The organism is Rothia sp. HMSC069C10 (genome assembly GCF_001812205.1).
GTDB lineage: Bacteria > Actinomycetota > Actinomycetes > Actinomycetales > Micrococcaceae > Rothia > Rothia mucilaginosa.
In genome coordinates this window covers 11,326-28,145 of sequence record NZ_KV808301.1, presented here as the reverse complement: position 1 = coordinate 28,145, position 16,820 = coordinate 11,326, and the positions used below count along the sequence as shown (strand labels likewise).

Here is a 16,820-nt window from a genome sequence, read left to right as displayed (position 1 = left end):
GTCAGCCGGCTTCGGGTCAGCCGGCTTCGGATCTGCCGGCTTCGGATCTGCAGGCTTCGGGTCAGCAGGCTTCGGATCTGCAGGCTTCTTGTCCTCAGCCTTCGGGTCAGCAGGCTTCGACTCCTCAGCCTTCACACCGGTCACCGTCGGGTAACCCGCAAACTGAAGCGAAGTCGGGGTGATACCCACCGGAGCTGCGCTCGCGTCGGTGTCCTTCAGGCCAACCTTGAACTTCAGAATCGAGTTAGCCTTCAGCTGCTGAACCGATGCGGGAACGTCGTTACCCTGGCGGTCCTTGGTGGGCAGGGTGGTGTACTCGCTGGCGGTGCTGATCTCGCCGGTGGTGCCGTTGAGCACGTAGGGCAGGGTCACTTTCTCGTCGCGGTCCTTCTTATCGAGGACCAGCACGGAGCCGTCCTTGAGCAGGGTCACGTCGTTTGCGGCTGCGCCGTTCATCTCGACCTCACCGATGACCTCGTCAGCGCGGCCGTCGAAGACAGCCACCTTGCCGGTACCGAAGTCGGTCACGTACACCAGGTCGCGGTCCTCATCATGCTCCAGAGCGAGCGCCTGGGTGCCGAACTTGACGAACTTCTTGAACTCGCCGGTGGTCAGGTCGTACACGGAGATACCGGAGTTGACGCCCTTCACACCCTGGGAAGATACGTAAATCTCATTCAGCGAGTGGTCCACAGCAACGTCGGAGGGGCGAACCTCAACGGTGGAATCCTCACCCTGAGTCTGGATGGTCTTCTCAACCTTGAAGGTCTTGGTGTCCACGACGAAGAGCTTGCCGCCGGTGCGCTCGGGCACGTACAACTTGCCGCCATCGAGGAACAGGTTCATGCTGATGTAGCGGGTGCCGCCGTCGGGTGCGCCTTCGAGCTGAATCTTCTCAACCTGCTTGGTCTTCAGGTCAATAGCGGAGACGAAGAAGCGACCGGTCACGAACGCCTTACCGGACTCGTGGTCAATCAGAACGGAGCGGGGGTGCTCAATCCAGTTCGGGTCGTCCTTCTTCACGCCCTCGTTGGTCCAGATGAGCTTGAGGGTCTGCTGATCGTACACTGCCACGGAGTTGTCGGTGGTGTTGGTGACCCAGACGGTGCCGTCCACGTCATCGACGGTCACGCCGTACGCGGAGGTGTAGCCGTACTGGCCCTTGTCGTTCTGCTTGACGGGCAGCTCGGCGAATGCCTCGGTCTGCAGGGTGTCTGCATCCACGCGCGCCAGGGAGGAAGCAAGATTGCCGCGCGCACCCACGGTGGGCACGAAGAGCTTGTGGTTCTTCTTGGAGTAGCCAACCTGGAACTGGCCGGGCAGACCCTGAATGATGTTTGCAACGCTACCGGATGCATCCACGGTGCGGTGTGCCTCGGTGGAGGGGGTGGTGGTGTCGGTTGCCTTGGTGGTCTTGGTGGCGGTTGCCGGGTAGCCCTGGAACTCGCGGGTTTCGGGGGTGACCTGCTTGACCTCGGAGTTGTCGCCCGCGGTTGCGGTGACCTTGAACTTCAGGATGGAGTTCGCCTGAATCTCGGAGGTCTTGGCGGGAACCTCGTTGCCCTGCTTGTCCTTAGAAGGCTTGCTGGTGACCTGGCTGGAGGTACTGACGGTACCGGTGGTACCGTCGAGGACGTAGGGCACGGTTGCGGTTGCGCCAGCCTGCTTGTCCACAGCGACCACGGAACCGTTGGGCAGCACAACCAGGTCGTTTGCCTTGCCGCCGTTCATGGCGACCTCGGCAATCAGCTTGTCCGCCGCGCCGCCGTCAATCACGCCGACCTTGCCGGTGCCGAAGTCAGAGACGTACACCAGGTCATTCGCCTCGTCATTGTCCAGGGCGAGTGCCTGGGTGCCGACCGGGATGAACTTCTTGAACTCGTGGGTGGTCGCATCGTAGATGGACACGCCGGAGTTCGCGCCCTTCACACCCTGGGAGGAGACGTAGATTTCGTTCTGGGAGTGGTCAATCGCGATGTCGGAGGGGCGAACCTCACCCTCAGCGTTGCCCTTGGTGTCGAAGCTGCTCTCTACCTTGAAGGTCTTGGTGTCGATGACGAAAATCTTGCCGCCGGTACGCTCGGGAACGTACAGCTTACCGCCATCAACCAGGATGTTCATGCTGATGTAGCGGGTGCCGCCGTCGGGTGCGCCTTCGAGCTGGATCTTCTCAACCTGCTTGGTCTTCAGGTCGATAGCGGATACGAAGAAGCGGCCGGTCACGAACGCCTTGCCGGACTCGTGGTCAACCAGAACGGAGCGGGGGTGCTCAATCCAGTTCGGGTCGGTCTCTGCGATACCCGCGGTGGTCCAGACCTGCTGCATCGTTGCCTGATCGTACACGGACACGGAGTTGTCGGTGGTGTTGGTAACCCAGACGGTACCGTCTACATCGTCAACGGTGATGCCGTAAGCTGCGTCGTACTGGTAGCCCTTGTCGTTCTTGACGATGGGCAGCTCGGCGACTGCCTCAATCTTCAGGGAGTTCGCGTCAATACGAGCGATAGTAGAAACGTGCTTGTCGCGGTCAGCGGTGCCCGCAACCCAAATCTTGTTGGTCTTCTTGGAGTATGCGACCTGGAACTGACCGGGCAGGCCCTGGGTGATCTTTGCCATCGCCTTGTCGGTGATGGTGCGAGCGTCAGTGCTCTGGCTTGCCGCCGGGGTGGAGTCTGCCGCGAACGATGCGGGGATGGTGGCAACGCCGGAAATTGCCAGTGCCAGCGATCCAACGGCGAGGCCCTTGAATGCCTTGCTTGAAGCGAGGTTCATATGTATGTCCTTTTTCGTGGGTGGTGTGTGAAGGTGCGTCTCTCCCCCACCGATGGGTGGTGAGGCGCCGCGTTTTTCCTGCTCTTTGGTGTGGGTTTCATGGGCCCACGAGGAAGGAAACTAGTCTTCACACAGTATTAAGTAAGGCAACCTTTAACTTACCTTCTAGGTAATACTTACTTAGCGCACAGGATTTTGCAAGATTTTAGGCATATATAACGCAAAATTTCATATGCCAGGCACAGCCTGTCACTAAAACTCCCCGAGAAGCGGCAATACGGGACATGGCAAAACCCCCGCCTCCAGCAAAAGCCAGAAGACGGGGGTTCCACACACCCCAACAGACGGTGCCGAGGTGACTAAAAATTAGGAGACATACGAGAAGTCAGTGAACAGCAGGTTCTGCAGCTTGTAGCGGCGAATGAAACGAGCCAGCTCCGCGCGAGTAGTCGGCGCGGTCGGGTTGAACACACCCGAAGAATCCAGCACGATATCGTTCGCGCCAGCCCACGCAACGTAACGGTGCAGAGTACCGGCACCGAGCACGTCGCGGAAACGAGAACCAGCAGCCTCGTTCATTTCAGTCAGCTGAACCTCCGCGTTGTACTGGAACAGCGCAGCCGCCAGCTCCTCGTGAGAAACCGGTGCGGTCGGGTCAATCTTGTCGCCACCAGTGAGCGGCTCGGTAATCTTGCGGTCACGAGCCCAGTGCAGCGCGTTCGCGGTCGGGCGGCCTGCCGCATCCGCAAAGGGTGCAACATCCGAGTTTTCGCTCACGCCAGCGTGACCTGCAGCGTGGTTCAGCAGAGCAATGAGCTCCTCACGGGTCACAGGGCGGTCCGGCTCAAACGCGCCAGACTGCGGGTTCGGCATCAGCCACTTCTTCTGGTTCGCCATGCGGATATCCTCAGCGAACGGGTGGCTATCCGGAACGTCCTCGAAAGAGGTCTTCAGGATCTTAGTCTCAGCCACGGGAATGCGCGCAGCAATCTGGTGGGTAACCTCCTGACCCCACGGGTCGGAGCAAATATCCAGCTGCAGGGCGTGCTCGACACCCTCACCCTGCATCAGCTCGATGGGGAACTGGTCGCTACCGCTGAAGCTGTCAGCGTCACCGTCAAATTCGGGGGTGAGCGGCCAGGAGCGCAGAGTTTCGAAAGAGTCGTTACGAACGTAGCCGTGGCGTACGGTCAGGGTGGTGCCTTCGGTGAGGAATTCGCGCAGACCGTGTGCAGTGTAGTTGACGGTCATACCGGTTTCAGTGATGGTGGCACGCTGAATAACGAGGCGCGGGCCTTTAGTTTCCTCGGTTGCCGGGGCAAGGTTTGCGGGAGCTTCGTCAGCCTGAGCGGCCTGTGCCTGCAGGGTCAGTGCGCCTGCAGCGGCGGCAGCGGAAGCACCCTTTACGAAGAATCGTCGTGAGAGTCGATGGGTAAGCAAGGGCATGATTGTCCTATTCAGTTCTTGTTTGAGTTGAGTGAGTTACGGGTGGCAGGATGCGCGGACAGCGGCGTAAACGGTGAGTGAGGCCGATACGTTGGGTTCCCTCCCCTGTGTGCGTGAGTGAGACGTAGCATACCGGGGTGCGGGTGTCTGTCGGGCGGATGCGCGGTGAGTGAGACCGGCACGGTTCCCTGACCCAGTCATCTAGCGTACCTTAAGGTCCCCTTTAAAGCGAAGACGAAACGGCGGTGATTTTACGCCCATTTTCGGTGTTCAACGAAGTAGGGGCGTTATCTGGCAAAGTTTGCCGGAAGTTGGTATGGGTTTTTGATGGGGTGATTTTGAATTACCCAATGCCGCGGTGTTCCGAGATGTGGAATATGTGGGTTTCTGAAGTTTTATGTGTGACACGCCAATTCAACCCCTTTTCAAAGAGTTATAGTTATTGGTACCCTATCACTGTTCCTATATTCTCAACAAAGGAGTTACCCATGGAGGCCAAGGAATTCTCAATCGAGAAGGCCCTCCTCTTCTTCGCCAAGTCCAAGTACGCCGACATCTTCGGCGTGGCACTGGTTATCGCCATCGCAATCGCCTCAGGATACCTGGGCACCAGCCTCGCTAAATACGTCGACTGGGGCCCAATCACGAACTTCATTCCCCTCGGCGTAATTTCCGTGATTAACGTGGGTATTTCAATGATGTCTACCCGCCTGACCGGCCGCCTCTCAAACATCGGCAACGTGCTCGGCATTATTAACACGGCACTGTCTGGCGCGATTGATTACATTCTGGGCAACAAGGCAGCAATCATCACCTACCCGGTCACGTTCATCGTGTACACCTTCGCGATTCGTAGGTGGCAGAACTCCGAACGCGGCAAGGCGATGGAACCGCCGACCGGCAAGAAGGGCCAGCTGATTATTAGCGGCATTGTGGTCGGTTCGTTCGCGTTCTCCCTGATTGCGAACTATGTCGGTTACTATCTGATTGCGAACAATGTCGGTTACGATGGCAAGACCTCGTTCCTGTTCTGGATCACGACCGCAGTGTTTGGCCTGTCCCTGTCAGCGAACATTCTGAACGCACTGAAGCTGACGATGCAGTGGCAGTTCTGGTTCGCGTACAACACCGTGCAGTGCATCAAGGCGCTGACTCAGGGCAACTTCGCGAACGTCGGCAAATACATTTTCTACATCATCAACAGCGTGGCAGCGCTCCTGCTGTGGACCCGAAGCGGCACCGCAGCCAAGGGTACCGTGGCGGTGGCGTAAAGGGCAGTTCCCTAGCGCACCAGCTACCGCATATCCACCCAGCGATATGTAGACACTCATAATAAGTAGAGGGAGGGGCCCTCCGGCAATACGACCGGAGGGCCCCTCCTCTGCATTGTGCGGGCATATTTGCCCGCTCCTATAAGCGGCTAGGTTAGCCCAGCGGAATCGCGCTACCCTTCAGAACCTGACGTTCAGGAGCCGAGTCACTACCCACCTTCGCGATGGGGAAAGCAACAAACGCCTGAACGCCCTTCTCACGAAGAATCGCCTTCTCATCCGCCAGCTCGGACACGAAAATGTCAGAGCTCAAGGAACCGCGTTCCATCGCCTTACCGACCTCGTCAACCACCCTACGGTAGGGGTGGCTGCGCAGCACGGTTCGCAACCGGGCAGGCGTAACCCTTCCGGAGGATACCGGAAGAACCATGAGCCGCGGGTGCAAAGCGTTGTACGGGTACGCACCGGGGGTTACACCAATCCGGTGGATCTGGTGAATCACCGGGAAGTTCGCAATACCCACCAGGGCACAGAATGCGAGCGCGGTGTCCGTCGGCTGCGGGACGGTGAAGCCGGTTCCGGTTCGGGATTCCGGCTTATTATCCAGCGAGTCGTACAGGGTCTGCCCGGTAATACCGCTGAGCATCGCAGAAGGTTCCCAGGTTGCCAGATCCGCGCACATCAGGCGCAGGCGGTCCTTGACGAATTCCTGGCCCTTGTTGCGGGTCTTCATCTCCCAGCGAGACGCGCCGTGATCCGGGCGAGGTGCCTTGGATTCAAAACGCCAGTAGGAAGGTTCACCCAGGCCGGAGATCCAGAGCAGAGACAGCAGGTCATCACGTTCCATCAGCGCGTCCAGATGAGCCTGTCGGGTCTTCTGGTGAGAAGCCCAGTCGTCCGGGTACTTCTCCGCGTCGATTCCTCGAATACGCGGGGAGAACGGGGAGAAAACAGCAGCTTCCTTACCCGCACCGTAGGACTGGTCGACGTTCACCCAGCTGTCTTCAGCGGCCAGAGAAGAAACGTAGGAGTGCACGCACTCGGCAATTTCTTCTTCTGACACGCCTTCAGCATGCATCTGGGCACGCGGCTGACCTTCCTGAGACCAACTGACAGTGACGGTTCCGGGGTGCTTCTGCTCAGCCATCAGGGACAGCCCGTAGAGGGCAAAATGGGTCAATGCCGAGGTGTAGTCACCGGCAATAGTCAGCGTTGCCATTAGTGTCCCTCCCGTGAAATCTGGGCGTCTGCTGCGCGTTCGACGGCCTCAAGGTAGGCAGTAGCGTACGGGCCGTAGGTGCGGCTCGTCTGCTCCATGAGGTTATCCCAGTAGCCGACGTTGAAGAGTCGGGTCGCCTGTTCCTTGAGCGCTTCGTAGTCCGTTCCCTCGGGCAGGTAGCCTTCCTTGAGCAGGAAGCCTGCGTCGTGAGCGAAGGAGAACCGGCCGTGACCGTGACTGCAGCCAATGATGCGCAATACTAGGTCGCGGTGCTCCCCCACCTTTTCGGGCGAGGCGGCAACCATGAGCGCGGACAGCTGCTCGTGACGCCAGCCCCTCGGCAGGGCGCTACGGCTACGGGCACGGTACGCCTCTGCCACGGAACGGCGGCCACTCTTCGCGAGCGCGCCCGTCTCCGCATCTGCACCTAGCATCTGCTGGAAGCGCAGGTCGCGTTTGCCCTCGTCGTGGTACTTTGCCGCCAGTTCCAGGGCCTCCGAGAATTCCGGTGCCAGGCCGAGGTTCTCGGCAAGCTGGCGGGTACGCTCAGCAACATCGTTCTGGTGGTCGTCCAGAAGAACGGGACCAGCCGGGGCCAGTTCCTGAGCGATATCGGAACCTTCAACAAACTCTTCGTCGGTCACAACGGCGTACCAGGCGATAACTTCCTGACCGTCCTCAGCCTCGGTAGTAAGTTCAGAAGCAATCATCTTCTTCTTACCGTCCGCGCTCTGAGCGTCGAGCAGTTCCGCTACCTCTTCAGGCGAGAGACCCAGGTATTTCCTGAAGCGTTCCTCACGGTCCGCGCACTTCTCATACACGTAGAGCTCGGCCACGTAGAGCTCGGCATCATCGAGGAAGGACACAGCCTTCAGGAGGAAGGGCACAGCCTTCAGCTCGTCCTTCTTAGAAGGCAACTCACGCTGAGTCACGGCAATGCCCTGGTTCGTGAACGGAACACTGCCCATGTCAAGAAGCAGAACGTCACCAGGAGCCAACGACTGACGGCTCTCTTCCCCATGGTCAGCATCCTGCCACAGGGAAATTTCACCCTGACGGTAAAGGAATTTACGCGGCTTCACGCCGTGCTCATCCTGGTAGTCCAGAATCTCCTGGAGAATCTTCAGATTCGCAGGGAAGGTCTCCAGGTCGCTCGGTGCAAAGTAGCTGGTCTTGAGAATCTCCATGGCGGCAGAAGTGTTGCTCGGCAGGTTATCGCGCACGATAACACCGCCCATTGCGGTTTCTGCATCCAGGGAGTCGTGCAGCCATAGGTCAAGGTCCGGCTCATCGTAGGGATTCTCGTCGGTACGCGAGAATTCCAGCAGGTCAGGCCATTCCGGGCGCTGGTAGAGCAGACGCTCCGGGGAGGACTGTACCGGCGGGTTCTTCACCATTGCGGCGGGGTTCACCGACGGATTCTCAGTACCGTTGAGAGCCTCGAGCCATGCATACGCATTGCTCAGGTCGACCGCCTTGTAGGGAGGCGCGTCCTTCTTTACCGAGTCACCGCTCGCAGGCTCAATAACGACGACCTTGGAATCCGTACGGTGGCCCAGACGGTTAACACGTCCGAAGCGCTGCGCCAAGGAAGAAGCAGGAGCCAGCTCGGTCACCAGGTCAGCAAAGTCAACGTCAACACCGACTTCAAGAGTCTGGGTGGCCACAACAACCTTCACGGACTCATCGCCTTCGGTAGTGAAGAGATCGGGGTGCAACTTTTTCAGGTCGTACGGGCGCATGCGTCCTACGAGAAGCTGAACCTCTTCCTCCTTTCCAAACACCTTATCCTTAACGAGTTTCTCCTTGATAGAGATAGCCGTCCGCACATGGTTGACGATACAACCAACAGTGTGGGCTTCCTTGGAGTCTTCACCCGCCTCACGGTGGGCAAGGAAATCCTTAATGGCGCCCACAGCAGCATTCACGGTCGCAGCGTTACCGGGCTTGCCATCCCACTTATCAATGGGGTGGAGCACCAGTTCCTTATGCGAGTAGACACGATTGCGCAGCTCTTTATCATTCGGCTTATCGAGAGCCTCAATGTCAACGCCCAGGGTGGTCGAATCGCTGTCCTCAGTCGAGGGAGTAGCGGTCGTCTCAACCACCTGCAGGGTGGGAACGCCCAGGTTGACCTCGCGCTTCTGCAACTCGGCAATACGCTGAGTGGTATGCAGCAGCTGACGGTTCATGTGTGCCTCGTCGAGCACCATGACGGTGTCCATGGTCAGCAGGGCGGTCTCACGCGGGCGGGCAGCCTTGGTGCTACCGTAGCCGCGGAAGAGCGCTCGCGAACCGTACATATCCGGGGTTGCGGCAATGATTGCGCAGGCCGAAATGTCGGTGACCGGCAGGTTGCGGTTCGAGAGTTCGCCACGGATGTGACCAGTCTCGAAGGGTTTGCTCCCCTTCTCGTTGTTGCGGGTCTGGAAGCTCTGGAGAGCTTCCGCAACCCTACGCAGAATACCGGGCTCGCCGGATTCATCAGCGAGTGCCTTCTCCATACATTCGAGAATCTTGTCGGCACGGGTTGCCTGGCTATCGACCAGCGCACGACGTCCCACGGTCACGCAGAGGCGACGGGGAACGCGCGGCGCGGCGCCAACTGCGGCGAGCGCATTCGCGAAGAGGTGGATATCCACCACGGAGGACTTACCGGAGCCGGTCGGCGCGTTAATACGTTCCGGCCATACGCCGTGCTCGCAAATGTGGTCGAGTACCTCTTCCTGCCAGCTGAAGGGGTAGCGCTTTTGCTTTTCCTTGGGTGCTTCGTTAGGTGCACTGTTAAGTGCGGCATCAAGCCCGGCATCAAGCGCGGCAAAGAACTCACCGAACTCATCACGAGTGATGGAGGGCAACGTGGTAGCGGGGCTAGTCATGTTCTTCCTCCTTCTTACGGCGGTCGTATTCTTCGGTGGGCACGTCGAACGGAACCAACAGACCGCCGCCCATGTGGCGGGACTGGCCGATGGCTACGAGGGTCGTGTCCGTTGCCAGGTTGCCGAGGTCTACGACGCCGCGCCACGGCTCTGCGGGCAGAGTACGGGGCAGCTTGTAGGCGTAGGCGGCGGGGTTCTGGGTTACACGGTGGGCTTCCAGAACCTTGGCCTCAGCCTTTTTAGCGACCTGGTCCCTCAAGCTACGAATTCGTTCACGTGAGGTTTCAGCCTCGGGTGCTTCGAAGCTGTCACGCCACACATAAGCCATGGAAAGCAGAGCGGCGTCAGCAAAGGTCCAGGCCTTCGTCTCAGTCTTCTTCGGGCGGTTGAAAACGCGCGATTCGGGAACGGCCGCGCTGAGGGTACGCCACAGACGCTTGTACCCGGTCTTGGGAGCATCCCAGAAACCCTGCGCGGGCAGACGCTTCTGGCGAAGCTTCACGGTCAGTCGGGGGAAATCCTGAGCGTAGAGGGTTTCTACGCTCCTGAGCGCGATACCGAGTTCTACAGCTTCATCGGTCGGGGCGCTTGCCGGGACCAAAACGAGCAGGACTCCCTTAGACTTCACCTCACGACGCAGATAGTCGGGCAGGTAGCGGGAAGGCAGGTACTGCAGCGCCAGGCTGTTGGCCGGCTTGTGACCCTTGGGGTACCTGCCGGTGATGAGGCTGGGCGCGCCGAATCCTGCGGCAGCTACGAGAGCCTTGTGCAGCAGGGAGCATGCCTTGACGTACTGTTCGGGCTTCAGCTCTTCACCGTCTACTTCGAGGAGCCACAAGTATTCCCAGGGGCTGGTGGAGGTTTCAGCCTCCACAGGCTGGTACTTGATGGATCCTAGGCCTGCGGTGGGTACCGATGAGGGGCGCATCGTGTCGCTCGCTGCGGTCTTGTCGCCTGCCTTGGTGGGAACCTTGGCGGGGTACGCTTCTGCATGAGCACGCATGAGCGCGTTGATTCGACCGGGTACGGGTACGCGGACGGGCATACCGCCTGCTTCGAAGGGGCCCGACTTGGTGTCGATGGTGTGGGTGGGTTCCACGTCTCCGGTGTAGAGGGCGGTGAAGCTGCTGGCTTCTCCGAGGGAGGGTACTTCGCCACAGAGCTGGGTGATGGTTTCCGCGATGTCTGCGGGTACCTTATCGTACTGCCAGCCGATGGTGTCGGATACTGCCCAGCCGTCGGATACGGCGCGACGCTCGGTCTGCCGCCCATCCTTCTCTGAATATGCCACTTCTCGGTACATGAATCGGCTCATCTTGTTGGGTGAGCGGTACACGGGGCACATGTCGGGAAGCTGCAACCCGCTCGGAGGATTCTCTTCAAGCCATTTGAGAGCCTTGAGAGATTCTTCCGAGGGGGCAAGCCGCCCGTTTTCGATAATTGCGTGAGGTCCCTGCGCGGCCGCGCTGAGGAGCGCGGCCTGCAAGCGGGCAGGGTCGGGGAAGGCGTCGGGGCTTCCGTCCGCCTTGTGGCCCTGGTATACACCGAGCGGGAACCTCGCGAGAATTCCGAGGTTCGTCATATTATTCAGCGTCCTCCGCGGTGGCGTTCTTGATGATGATGGAGTTACCCTCGACGTTGAAAGTCTGGCCATTCCAGTCAGCCACGCCAGCCTTCTTGGCATTCTCGATAGCCTCGAGGAGCAGCTGGTCGGTGTCTTCAACGGTCAGGGGCGCGAAGGGCTTCTTCTCACCGAAACGCTGGTCGAGGGTGACAACGGGTGCGGCGGATTCAATCAGGTCGCAGTTAGCGCGGATGTAGAGTTCACGCTCCGCACGGGCAATAGCGTTGAGGCCAAGTGCGGCAAGAAGTGCACGCGCGGCAACATTCTTGGTCTCGTCCTGACCGAAACGCAGCTGACGCAGGGTGGCGAGGCTCAGAACCCAGGAACGGATGATACGACGGCATGCGACGGCGCCGGTTTCTTCGAGCGAGGGCGGGATGCTACCCAGGCCGATACCAGAGGCCGATACGTGAGCGGCATCCTTGTTCTTTGCCTTGGAAGCAGTCGCGATTGCATCACGGTTCTTCTTAATGTTTTTGGGGCTCAGTTCCGCTTCCTGGTCGTTGACCAATGATTCCATATCCTTGGGAGCAAGCTTTACGCTGGCGGCTACGGCGTCGACGCGGGCGCCGCCACGGCGTGCCTGTCGGTGTTCAGCACCAGGATCCTGGTCTGCGAGAACGCCGATGATTTCACCGACGAGGGCGCTACGCAGGCGAACCTGGTTGCTCTTGCGGGTGGAATCCCATGCGCCGAAGAGGAGTGCTGCGGGGGCGGTGTTGAGCAGTGCGCTCATGTCTGCGGGGGTGCAGTTGCGCAGTGCGCGGTACTGTTCGTTTTCGGTGACATGCTCACCATCGATGGTGCCGGCGCGGAAGTGGCCGTCGAAGACGCGGTGGGAGAGCTCCATGTCGGTGTATTCGACGGGGCCGTTTTCGGTCTGGTAGGTGACGACGGCGCGGGGAATCTTGACGGCTGCTTCGTCGCCGTACTGGCGGCCCTGTTCGATGGCGGCTTCTGCGCGGTTGAGTTCGGACTGCTTGCTGTCGATGAGGACGACGGTCTGAGGCTTGCCCTTGACAGCCTTCTCGGCGTCCTTGGAATCTTCTTCCTTCTTGGGTTCGTCCTGACCTTCAGGCTTCTCTACGATGTAGCGGGTTTCGTAGGCAAAGACGGACTTCTTGTCATCAACGAACTTGGCGGGTGCCACGGATGCGTGGGGGCCTGCTGCGGGTTCGAGTTCGGTGATGGAGGTGATGACGGAGCCGCCGCCGAGCTTGACGTTCTCGATAAGGTCGGCGAGGGTGATCACGTTCTGGGACATGGTTGTCTCCTTATATATTGGGTGCACGTTTGCTTCGATGCGTTGGACGTGCACGTTTACTTGTATAGCTTTAAGCTACCTTGCTTTCCCGAATAGTGCGCGTGTTTTCGTCACGTCACTGATTCGGTGTGCCGTTTCCTTCTTCCCCTGTGCTGTCACATCCCGTGTTTTGGGTGGTGACAGCACAGGGTATAGAAGGTATAGCGTAGCCACACAAGCGGTCAGTATGCAGGCAGATTGGGAGGCCCCTCCGTACTGCCGGTATACTGATTAGGTTATGTCTGCGGCAACAGGCATAACCACCGCTTGATGCGGTTTCACTATTTTGAACAAAAGCCGCCCGTTGCGCTTCGCGTAGCGGGCGGCTTTTTACTTCTTGTGAGTAGTCGGACCATATCCTTCACCTCCAAGGTTGGGGCTAGAGCTACTCCAGTGAGTTACTGAAGCAATCTCCAAACCAGTTGATGTCTCAACCATAGCATTAAGATTGCACCCAGACAAACCCCCTTCGAACTTCCCAAAAAATTTTAATATATAAATATTTGACCCTCCGCCAGTAAAATTACCAGCGAAGGGTCAAATTTTTAGAGAAAGCTCCGGCGATTTCCATCGCAGGAGAAGATAACAGCAATAAAGGCTTCCCAAAAAATTTTAATCCCTCAATGAAAGCTCGGGCTATACAGCACGGTAGAGATTTGCTCAGGAAAGAAGCACGAGAAGCCTCTGGAATATCAGCTGTTCCTCCATTATCCCTACCTCTCCTCTACGACGCAATCGGCTCTCTTCTCGGCTCATGACTTCACCATAGCGCTGTTACAGATTACGCGCATCCGATTTGGTCATTTCAGACTCAGATAGCGAGCAAGAGGAATCTACAGTGTGTGCCGCGCCTAGCCCATCTTCATGTTTTAAAGACGAAGCGCCCCGGTCTAGAAACCAATCTGGTTTCCAGAACGGGGCTACGTAACCCGCGTGAGACTTCCCAATTCGCGTTCAGAACCATAACGAAAACCCCACCCATGGTGGAGAAATCGGATAATGATAGGAAATATATTTTAGGAATACATTGCCTCAATGAAAGTCCCCACCCGGAGATGAAGAAATAGCTAGCTAAAACTAGCATGTTATGGCGTAGTAGAAACTGCTATGGCACGAGATTCTCGCAGATTACGTATCCAAAGTGTACATCACGCAGTATCTGTGTCTACCGCAGCATCGTCATCCAAAGGTGGAGAAATAAGCTGGCGGCGCCACCTACCCCTCTCAATGAAAGTCCCCACCCGAAGGCAGGGAAATCGGGGTAAGCCCAAGGTGCATAGGCTTAAAGTTTTTGCCTCAATGAAAGTCCCCGCCCGAAGGCGGGGAAATGACCCTCTGCAGCCACCCCTAAAACCGCTAGTCCCTGCCTCAATGAAAGTCCCCGCCCGAAGGCGGGGAAATTTCGCGCCAGGGCGAGAAATAGGCCCGCGCTCCACCAAAGCCTCAATGAAAGTCCCCGCCCGAAGGCAGGGAAATTAAGAAGAGGGTTTCGCCCGAGTCCACGCGCTGCATGCCTCAATGAAAGTCCCCGCCTGAAAGCAGGGAAATGGCGCCTGCGATGTAGTGGTAGGCTTCCATGTCGCCACCTCAATGAAAGTCCCCGCCCAAAGGCAGGGAAATGGGCCTGCGTGAAGCCAGGACGTGACAAATTGCTTGCCTCAATGAAAGTCCCCGCCAGAAGGCGGGAAATCAATGTATACCCAAGCAGCCAATCAGGCCTTTAAACACTATTGACAAGCCAAAACATCACGCGAGCGACACGCCAAGATTACGTCACGTGCCAGGTTCTCGCGGAGACAGACAAAGCCTCCAAAGGTCATTATCCCCACCTCTACTACCTGTCCGCAATCGAACTCGTCATTCCTCCGCTCCCCTGCCACGCCTCGCTAGCAAATGAGCATCGCACTGCTAGAGAATGAGCGCATCCGATTCGGTCACCTCTCGCGCACGGCCAATGTAGCTGAAGGTCGGCTCGTCAAGCCGGGCCAGCAGCCCCAGGTCGCAGAAGAGCACCGAATCCTCGTCCGGATCGATAAGTTCCTGAACTTCGTCTTTGATGCGTCGAACCTTGGCGGGGGCTGCATCCACAATGAAAACGCTGTACTGAATTCGGTCCCCATAACTGAGAATGAGCTTGGCCAGTTTGGCGCGCCGCCCGGCCCAGGTCCAGCCGAGTTCGGCGAGTGCGTCTTCTTTGAGCATGGTTGCGAAGTTGCCGAAGTAGAGCGAGGCGGCTTCACCTTCGAGGCCGAGAAGTTCCGGGATTGAGGTAGCCTGCGGCGTGTGCTTCTGGATGTCTCGCATGGTGCGGCATACATCTGCGGCGTGGCCGTTACGGCGTAGCAGGGTCGCTTGGTTTGCAACTTTGCTGGCAATCATGGCACTCGCTATAGGCAGGTGCCCCTGCGCTGAGAGGACGTGTTGTTGCACGCGGGCCAGGCCGTTCGGTCCGGTCCCGGGTTGGGACCAGCCGTAGACTCGGCCGGTGCTGGAGCACCAGATAATGGTGCAGTTGCGCCACATGAGTTCTCGTAGAAGCGCGGAGGAAACGTCAATGTTTCCATGAACAACGAGGCTGTGCACACGTTCGAGGGGTACGCTGCTGGTTGTTTCGCCGAGGTGCTGCACGATGAGGCGCCCTTGTTGGACGGTCGCTCTTGATCCTTGCGTGGTGAGGTGTGCTACTTGGCTGTCGGGGTTGCTGGCGACGACGCGCGTAATGTTTTCTTTTCCGTGGGATTCGTCGGGTAGACACACGGAGATATGGGAGCACCAGCTGCAGCGGGGTGAGTCTTCGAGGGGTTGCGGTGCTGTCGGGTTGTCGATGAGTGCGCGGGTGGTGTGTACGTATTCTTCTGCGGTGCGGGTGTCTTCATCTGAGATGTCGACGGGCACGGTTTTGTTGTGGTTGGTGAAGTGCACCGCGCATTCACTGACGGTTTCGCCAGCTTCTTCGAGGCAGATTTTTTGGAGGGCGAGCTGCACCCTGTGGGCTGGTGTGACGGAGGCGTTGCGGCGTACGGGTGTTGCTTTGTATTCGATGATGCGGGTAGAACCGTCTTCTTGGGGTTCGATAGCGTCGCACCGTCCGGTGAGCCCGAGACGTGTTGATGAGATCGTGACTGCGCGCTGTTGCGTGCCGCGGGATGTTTTGGGGTCGTCGACTCGTTTGTGGGCGGATTGCCCTTCTTGCATTTGTGAGGTGTCGGTCTTTTCACCGTTGGATTCAATCCATGCGCGGCGGGGGCAGTACACGGTGTGCATGACGAGTGAGATAGGAAGTTCGTCGCCTGCACTGTAAGGGGTAGACATCGGTGTCTCCTTGGTGTGAGCGAATATGGTGGGCAGTCAGCTTTGACTGCTTGGTTTTGAGGGTAGCACCACGGTGTGGTGTTTTGGCTTATCAGCGAGTTTATGACGCAGGGTCGGCGTGTTGAGTTTTCTGCTTGGAGGTGTGGATGAGGCGGGTAGCAGCTGGCGGGTGGGGTTTGCGGCTGGTGTTTTAGCCTGGTTGCTTCCTGCGCTGCGAAAAAGGAAAAGCTCCGTTCCTGGACTGTGATGGGTCCACGAACGGAGCAGAGAAAGGTTAGGGAAAGCCCCTCCAAAAAAGGAAAGGTTGAGGTGTTGCCCGCGCAAGCCGGGATGAGCCGCCCGCCTCAATGAAGGTCCCTACAAAACTGTAGGGAAATGCGCTACCGGGTCAGTGACTGCTGCCAAGATCAGGCCTCAATGAAAGCCCCTCCAATAAGGAAGGGAAATTTCGGGGATTTGGGGTGTGAACTGCCTCCCGTTTCTTGGACAACAAAACTAAAGTCCAAGAAACGGGAGGCTTTTCATGTCTGAGCATCTGGGATTAAGGCATGACCGTTTGCTTCGGGAACAGGCAGCGCAAATGTTTGAGAAGGGACGTGGCTATCGTTTGACCGCCAGCAGGCTTGGTGTGTCCGCCGAGACTGTGAGAGAGTGGCAGAAAATGTACCACGCAATCGGGAAGGACGGGCTTCTTGCCATGGGAGTAAAGCACACCAAATACGACTACGAGACCAAGGTCGCCGCAGCGGCGGCTGTGGTTGATGGTGGAATGAGCAAGCCTGAAGCGATGATGCGTTTCGGTATTGCAAGCACAACACCGTTGAAGCAATGGTGCAGGCTATACCGCCAGGGCGGCGCGCAGGCGCTTAAACCTAAACCCAAGGGCAGGCCGAAGGGGTCGGTGCGGGCGGTGCCACCAACGCGTGAGGAGGAACTCGAAGAGCGTGTGCGCAAGCTTGAGGCACAGGTGGCGTACCTAAAAAAATCGATTGCC

The 16,820-nt window shown here is 58.2% G+C and carries 9 protein-coding genes; 2 read left to right on the top strand and 7 right to left on the bottom strand.

The features are described from left to right. Together HMPREF2842_RS05155 and HMPREF2842_RS05150 are read right to left on the bottom strand one after the other, a co-directional pair. A partial coding sequence (locus HMPREF2842_RS05155) for a DUF5074 domain-containing protein (RefSeq protein WP_070643135.1) occupies positions 1–2,772 on the bottom strand: 2,772 nt, incomplete at its 3' end. Between the two features lie 366 nt (positions 2,773–3,138). Next, complete coding sequence (locus tag HMPREF2842_RS05150) at positions 3,139–4,218, bottom strand: S-layer homology domain-containing protein (protein WP_070604703.1); 1,080 nt, start codon at positions 4,216–4,218, stop codon at positions 3,139–3,141. Between the two features lie 488 nt (positions 4,219–4,706). Between HMPREF2842_RS05150 and HMPREF2842_RS05145 the strand changes: the two genes are divergently transcribed. Next, positions 4,707–5,489 carry a nicotinamide mononucleotide transporter gene (locus HMPREF2842_RS05145; RefSeq protein ID WP_083303625.1) on the top strand — a complete coding sequence of 261 codons (783 nt, stop codon included), beginning with the start codon at positions 4,707–4,709 and terminating at the stop codon, positions 5,487–5,489. A gap of 154 nt (positions 5,490–5,643) precedes the next feature. Here HMPREF2842_RS05145 and HMPREF2842_RS05140 read toward each other — a convergent pair whose 3' ends face one another. From HMPREF2842_RS05140 to HMPREF2842_RS05120, 5 genes are all read right to left on the bottom strand, one after another. Then, on the bottom strand, positions 5,644–6,708 hold the full coding sequence (locus HMPREF2842_RS05140; RefSeq protein ID WP_070643132.1) for an aldehyde dehydrogenase: 1,065 nt from the start codon (positions 6,706–6,708) through the stop codon (positions 5,644–5,646). Next, on the bottom strand, positions 6,708–9,587 hold the full coding sequence (gene cas3u / locus HMPREF2842_RS05135) for a type I-G CRISPR-associated helicase/endonuclease Cas3g (RefSeq protein WP_070643130.1): 2,880 nt from the start codon (positions 9,585–9,587) through the stop codon (positions 6,708–6,710). Before cas3u ends, HMPREF2842_RS05140 begins: the two co-directional genes overlap by 1 nt. Next, positions 9,580–11,169 carry a type I-G CRISPR-associated protein Csb2 gene (gene csb2, locus HMPREF2842_RS05130; RefSeq protein WP_070643127.1) on the bottom strand — a complete coding sequence of 530 codons (1,590 nt, stop codon included), beginning with the start codon at positions 11,167–11,169 and terminating at the stop codon, positions 9,580–9,582. Before csb2 ends, cas3u begins: the two co-directional genes overlap by 8 nt. Position 11,170: 1 nt before the next feature. Continuing rightward, positions 11,171–12,475, bottom strand: coding sequence for a type I-G CRISPR-associated RAMP protein Csb1/Cas7g (cas7u, locus tag HMPREF2842_RS05125; protein WP_049357613.1), 1,305 nt, complete (start codon positions 12,473–12,475; stop codon positions 11,171–11,173). Between the two features lie 1,947 nt (positions 12,476–14,422). After that, complete coding sequence (locus HMPREF2842_RS05120; RefSeq protein ID WP_083309210.1) at positions 14,423–15,826, bottom strand: CRISPR-associated endonuclease Cas4/Cas1; 1,404 nt, start codon at positions 15,824–15,826, stop codon at positions 14,423–14,425. Positions 15,827–16,349: 523 nt separating this feature from the next. Between HMPREF2842_RS05120 and HMPREF2842_RS05115 the strand changes: the two genes are divergently transcribed. After that, on the top strand, positions 16,350–16,820 hold a 471-nt coding region (locus HMPREF2842_RS05115; RefSeq protein WP_070643124.1), incomplete at its 3' end, for a helix-turn-helix domain-containing protein.

Coding starts and splice junctions, on each gene's coding strand:
- HMPREF2842_RS05150 (WP_070604703.1), bottom strand. CDS start 4,218: ATGCCCTTGCTTACCCATCGACTCTCACGACGATTCTTCGTAAAGGGT.
- csb2 (WP_070643127.1), bottom strand. CDS start 11,169: ATGACGAACCTCGGAATTCTCGCGAGGTTCCCGCTCGGTGTATACCAG.
- cas7u (WP_049357613.1), bottom strand. CDS start 12,475: ATGTCCCAGAACGTGATCACCCTCGCCGACCTTATCGAGAACGTCAAG.
- HMPREF2842_RS05145 (WP_083303625.1), top strand. CDS start 4,707: ATGGAGGCCAAGGAATTCTCAATCGAGAAGGCCCTCCTCTTCTTCGCC.
- HMPREF2842_RS05120 (WP_083309210.1), bottom strand. CDS start 15,826: ATGTCTACCCCTTACAGTGCAGGCGACGAACTTCCTATCTCACTCGTC.
- cas3u (WP_070643130.1), bottom strand. CDS start 9,587: ATGACTAGCCCCGCTACCACGTTGCCCTCCATCACTCGTGATGAGTTC.
- HMPREF2842_RS05140 (WP_070643132.1), bottom strand. CDS start 6,708: ATGGCAACGCTGACTATTGCCGGTGACTACACCTCGGCATTGACCCAT.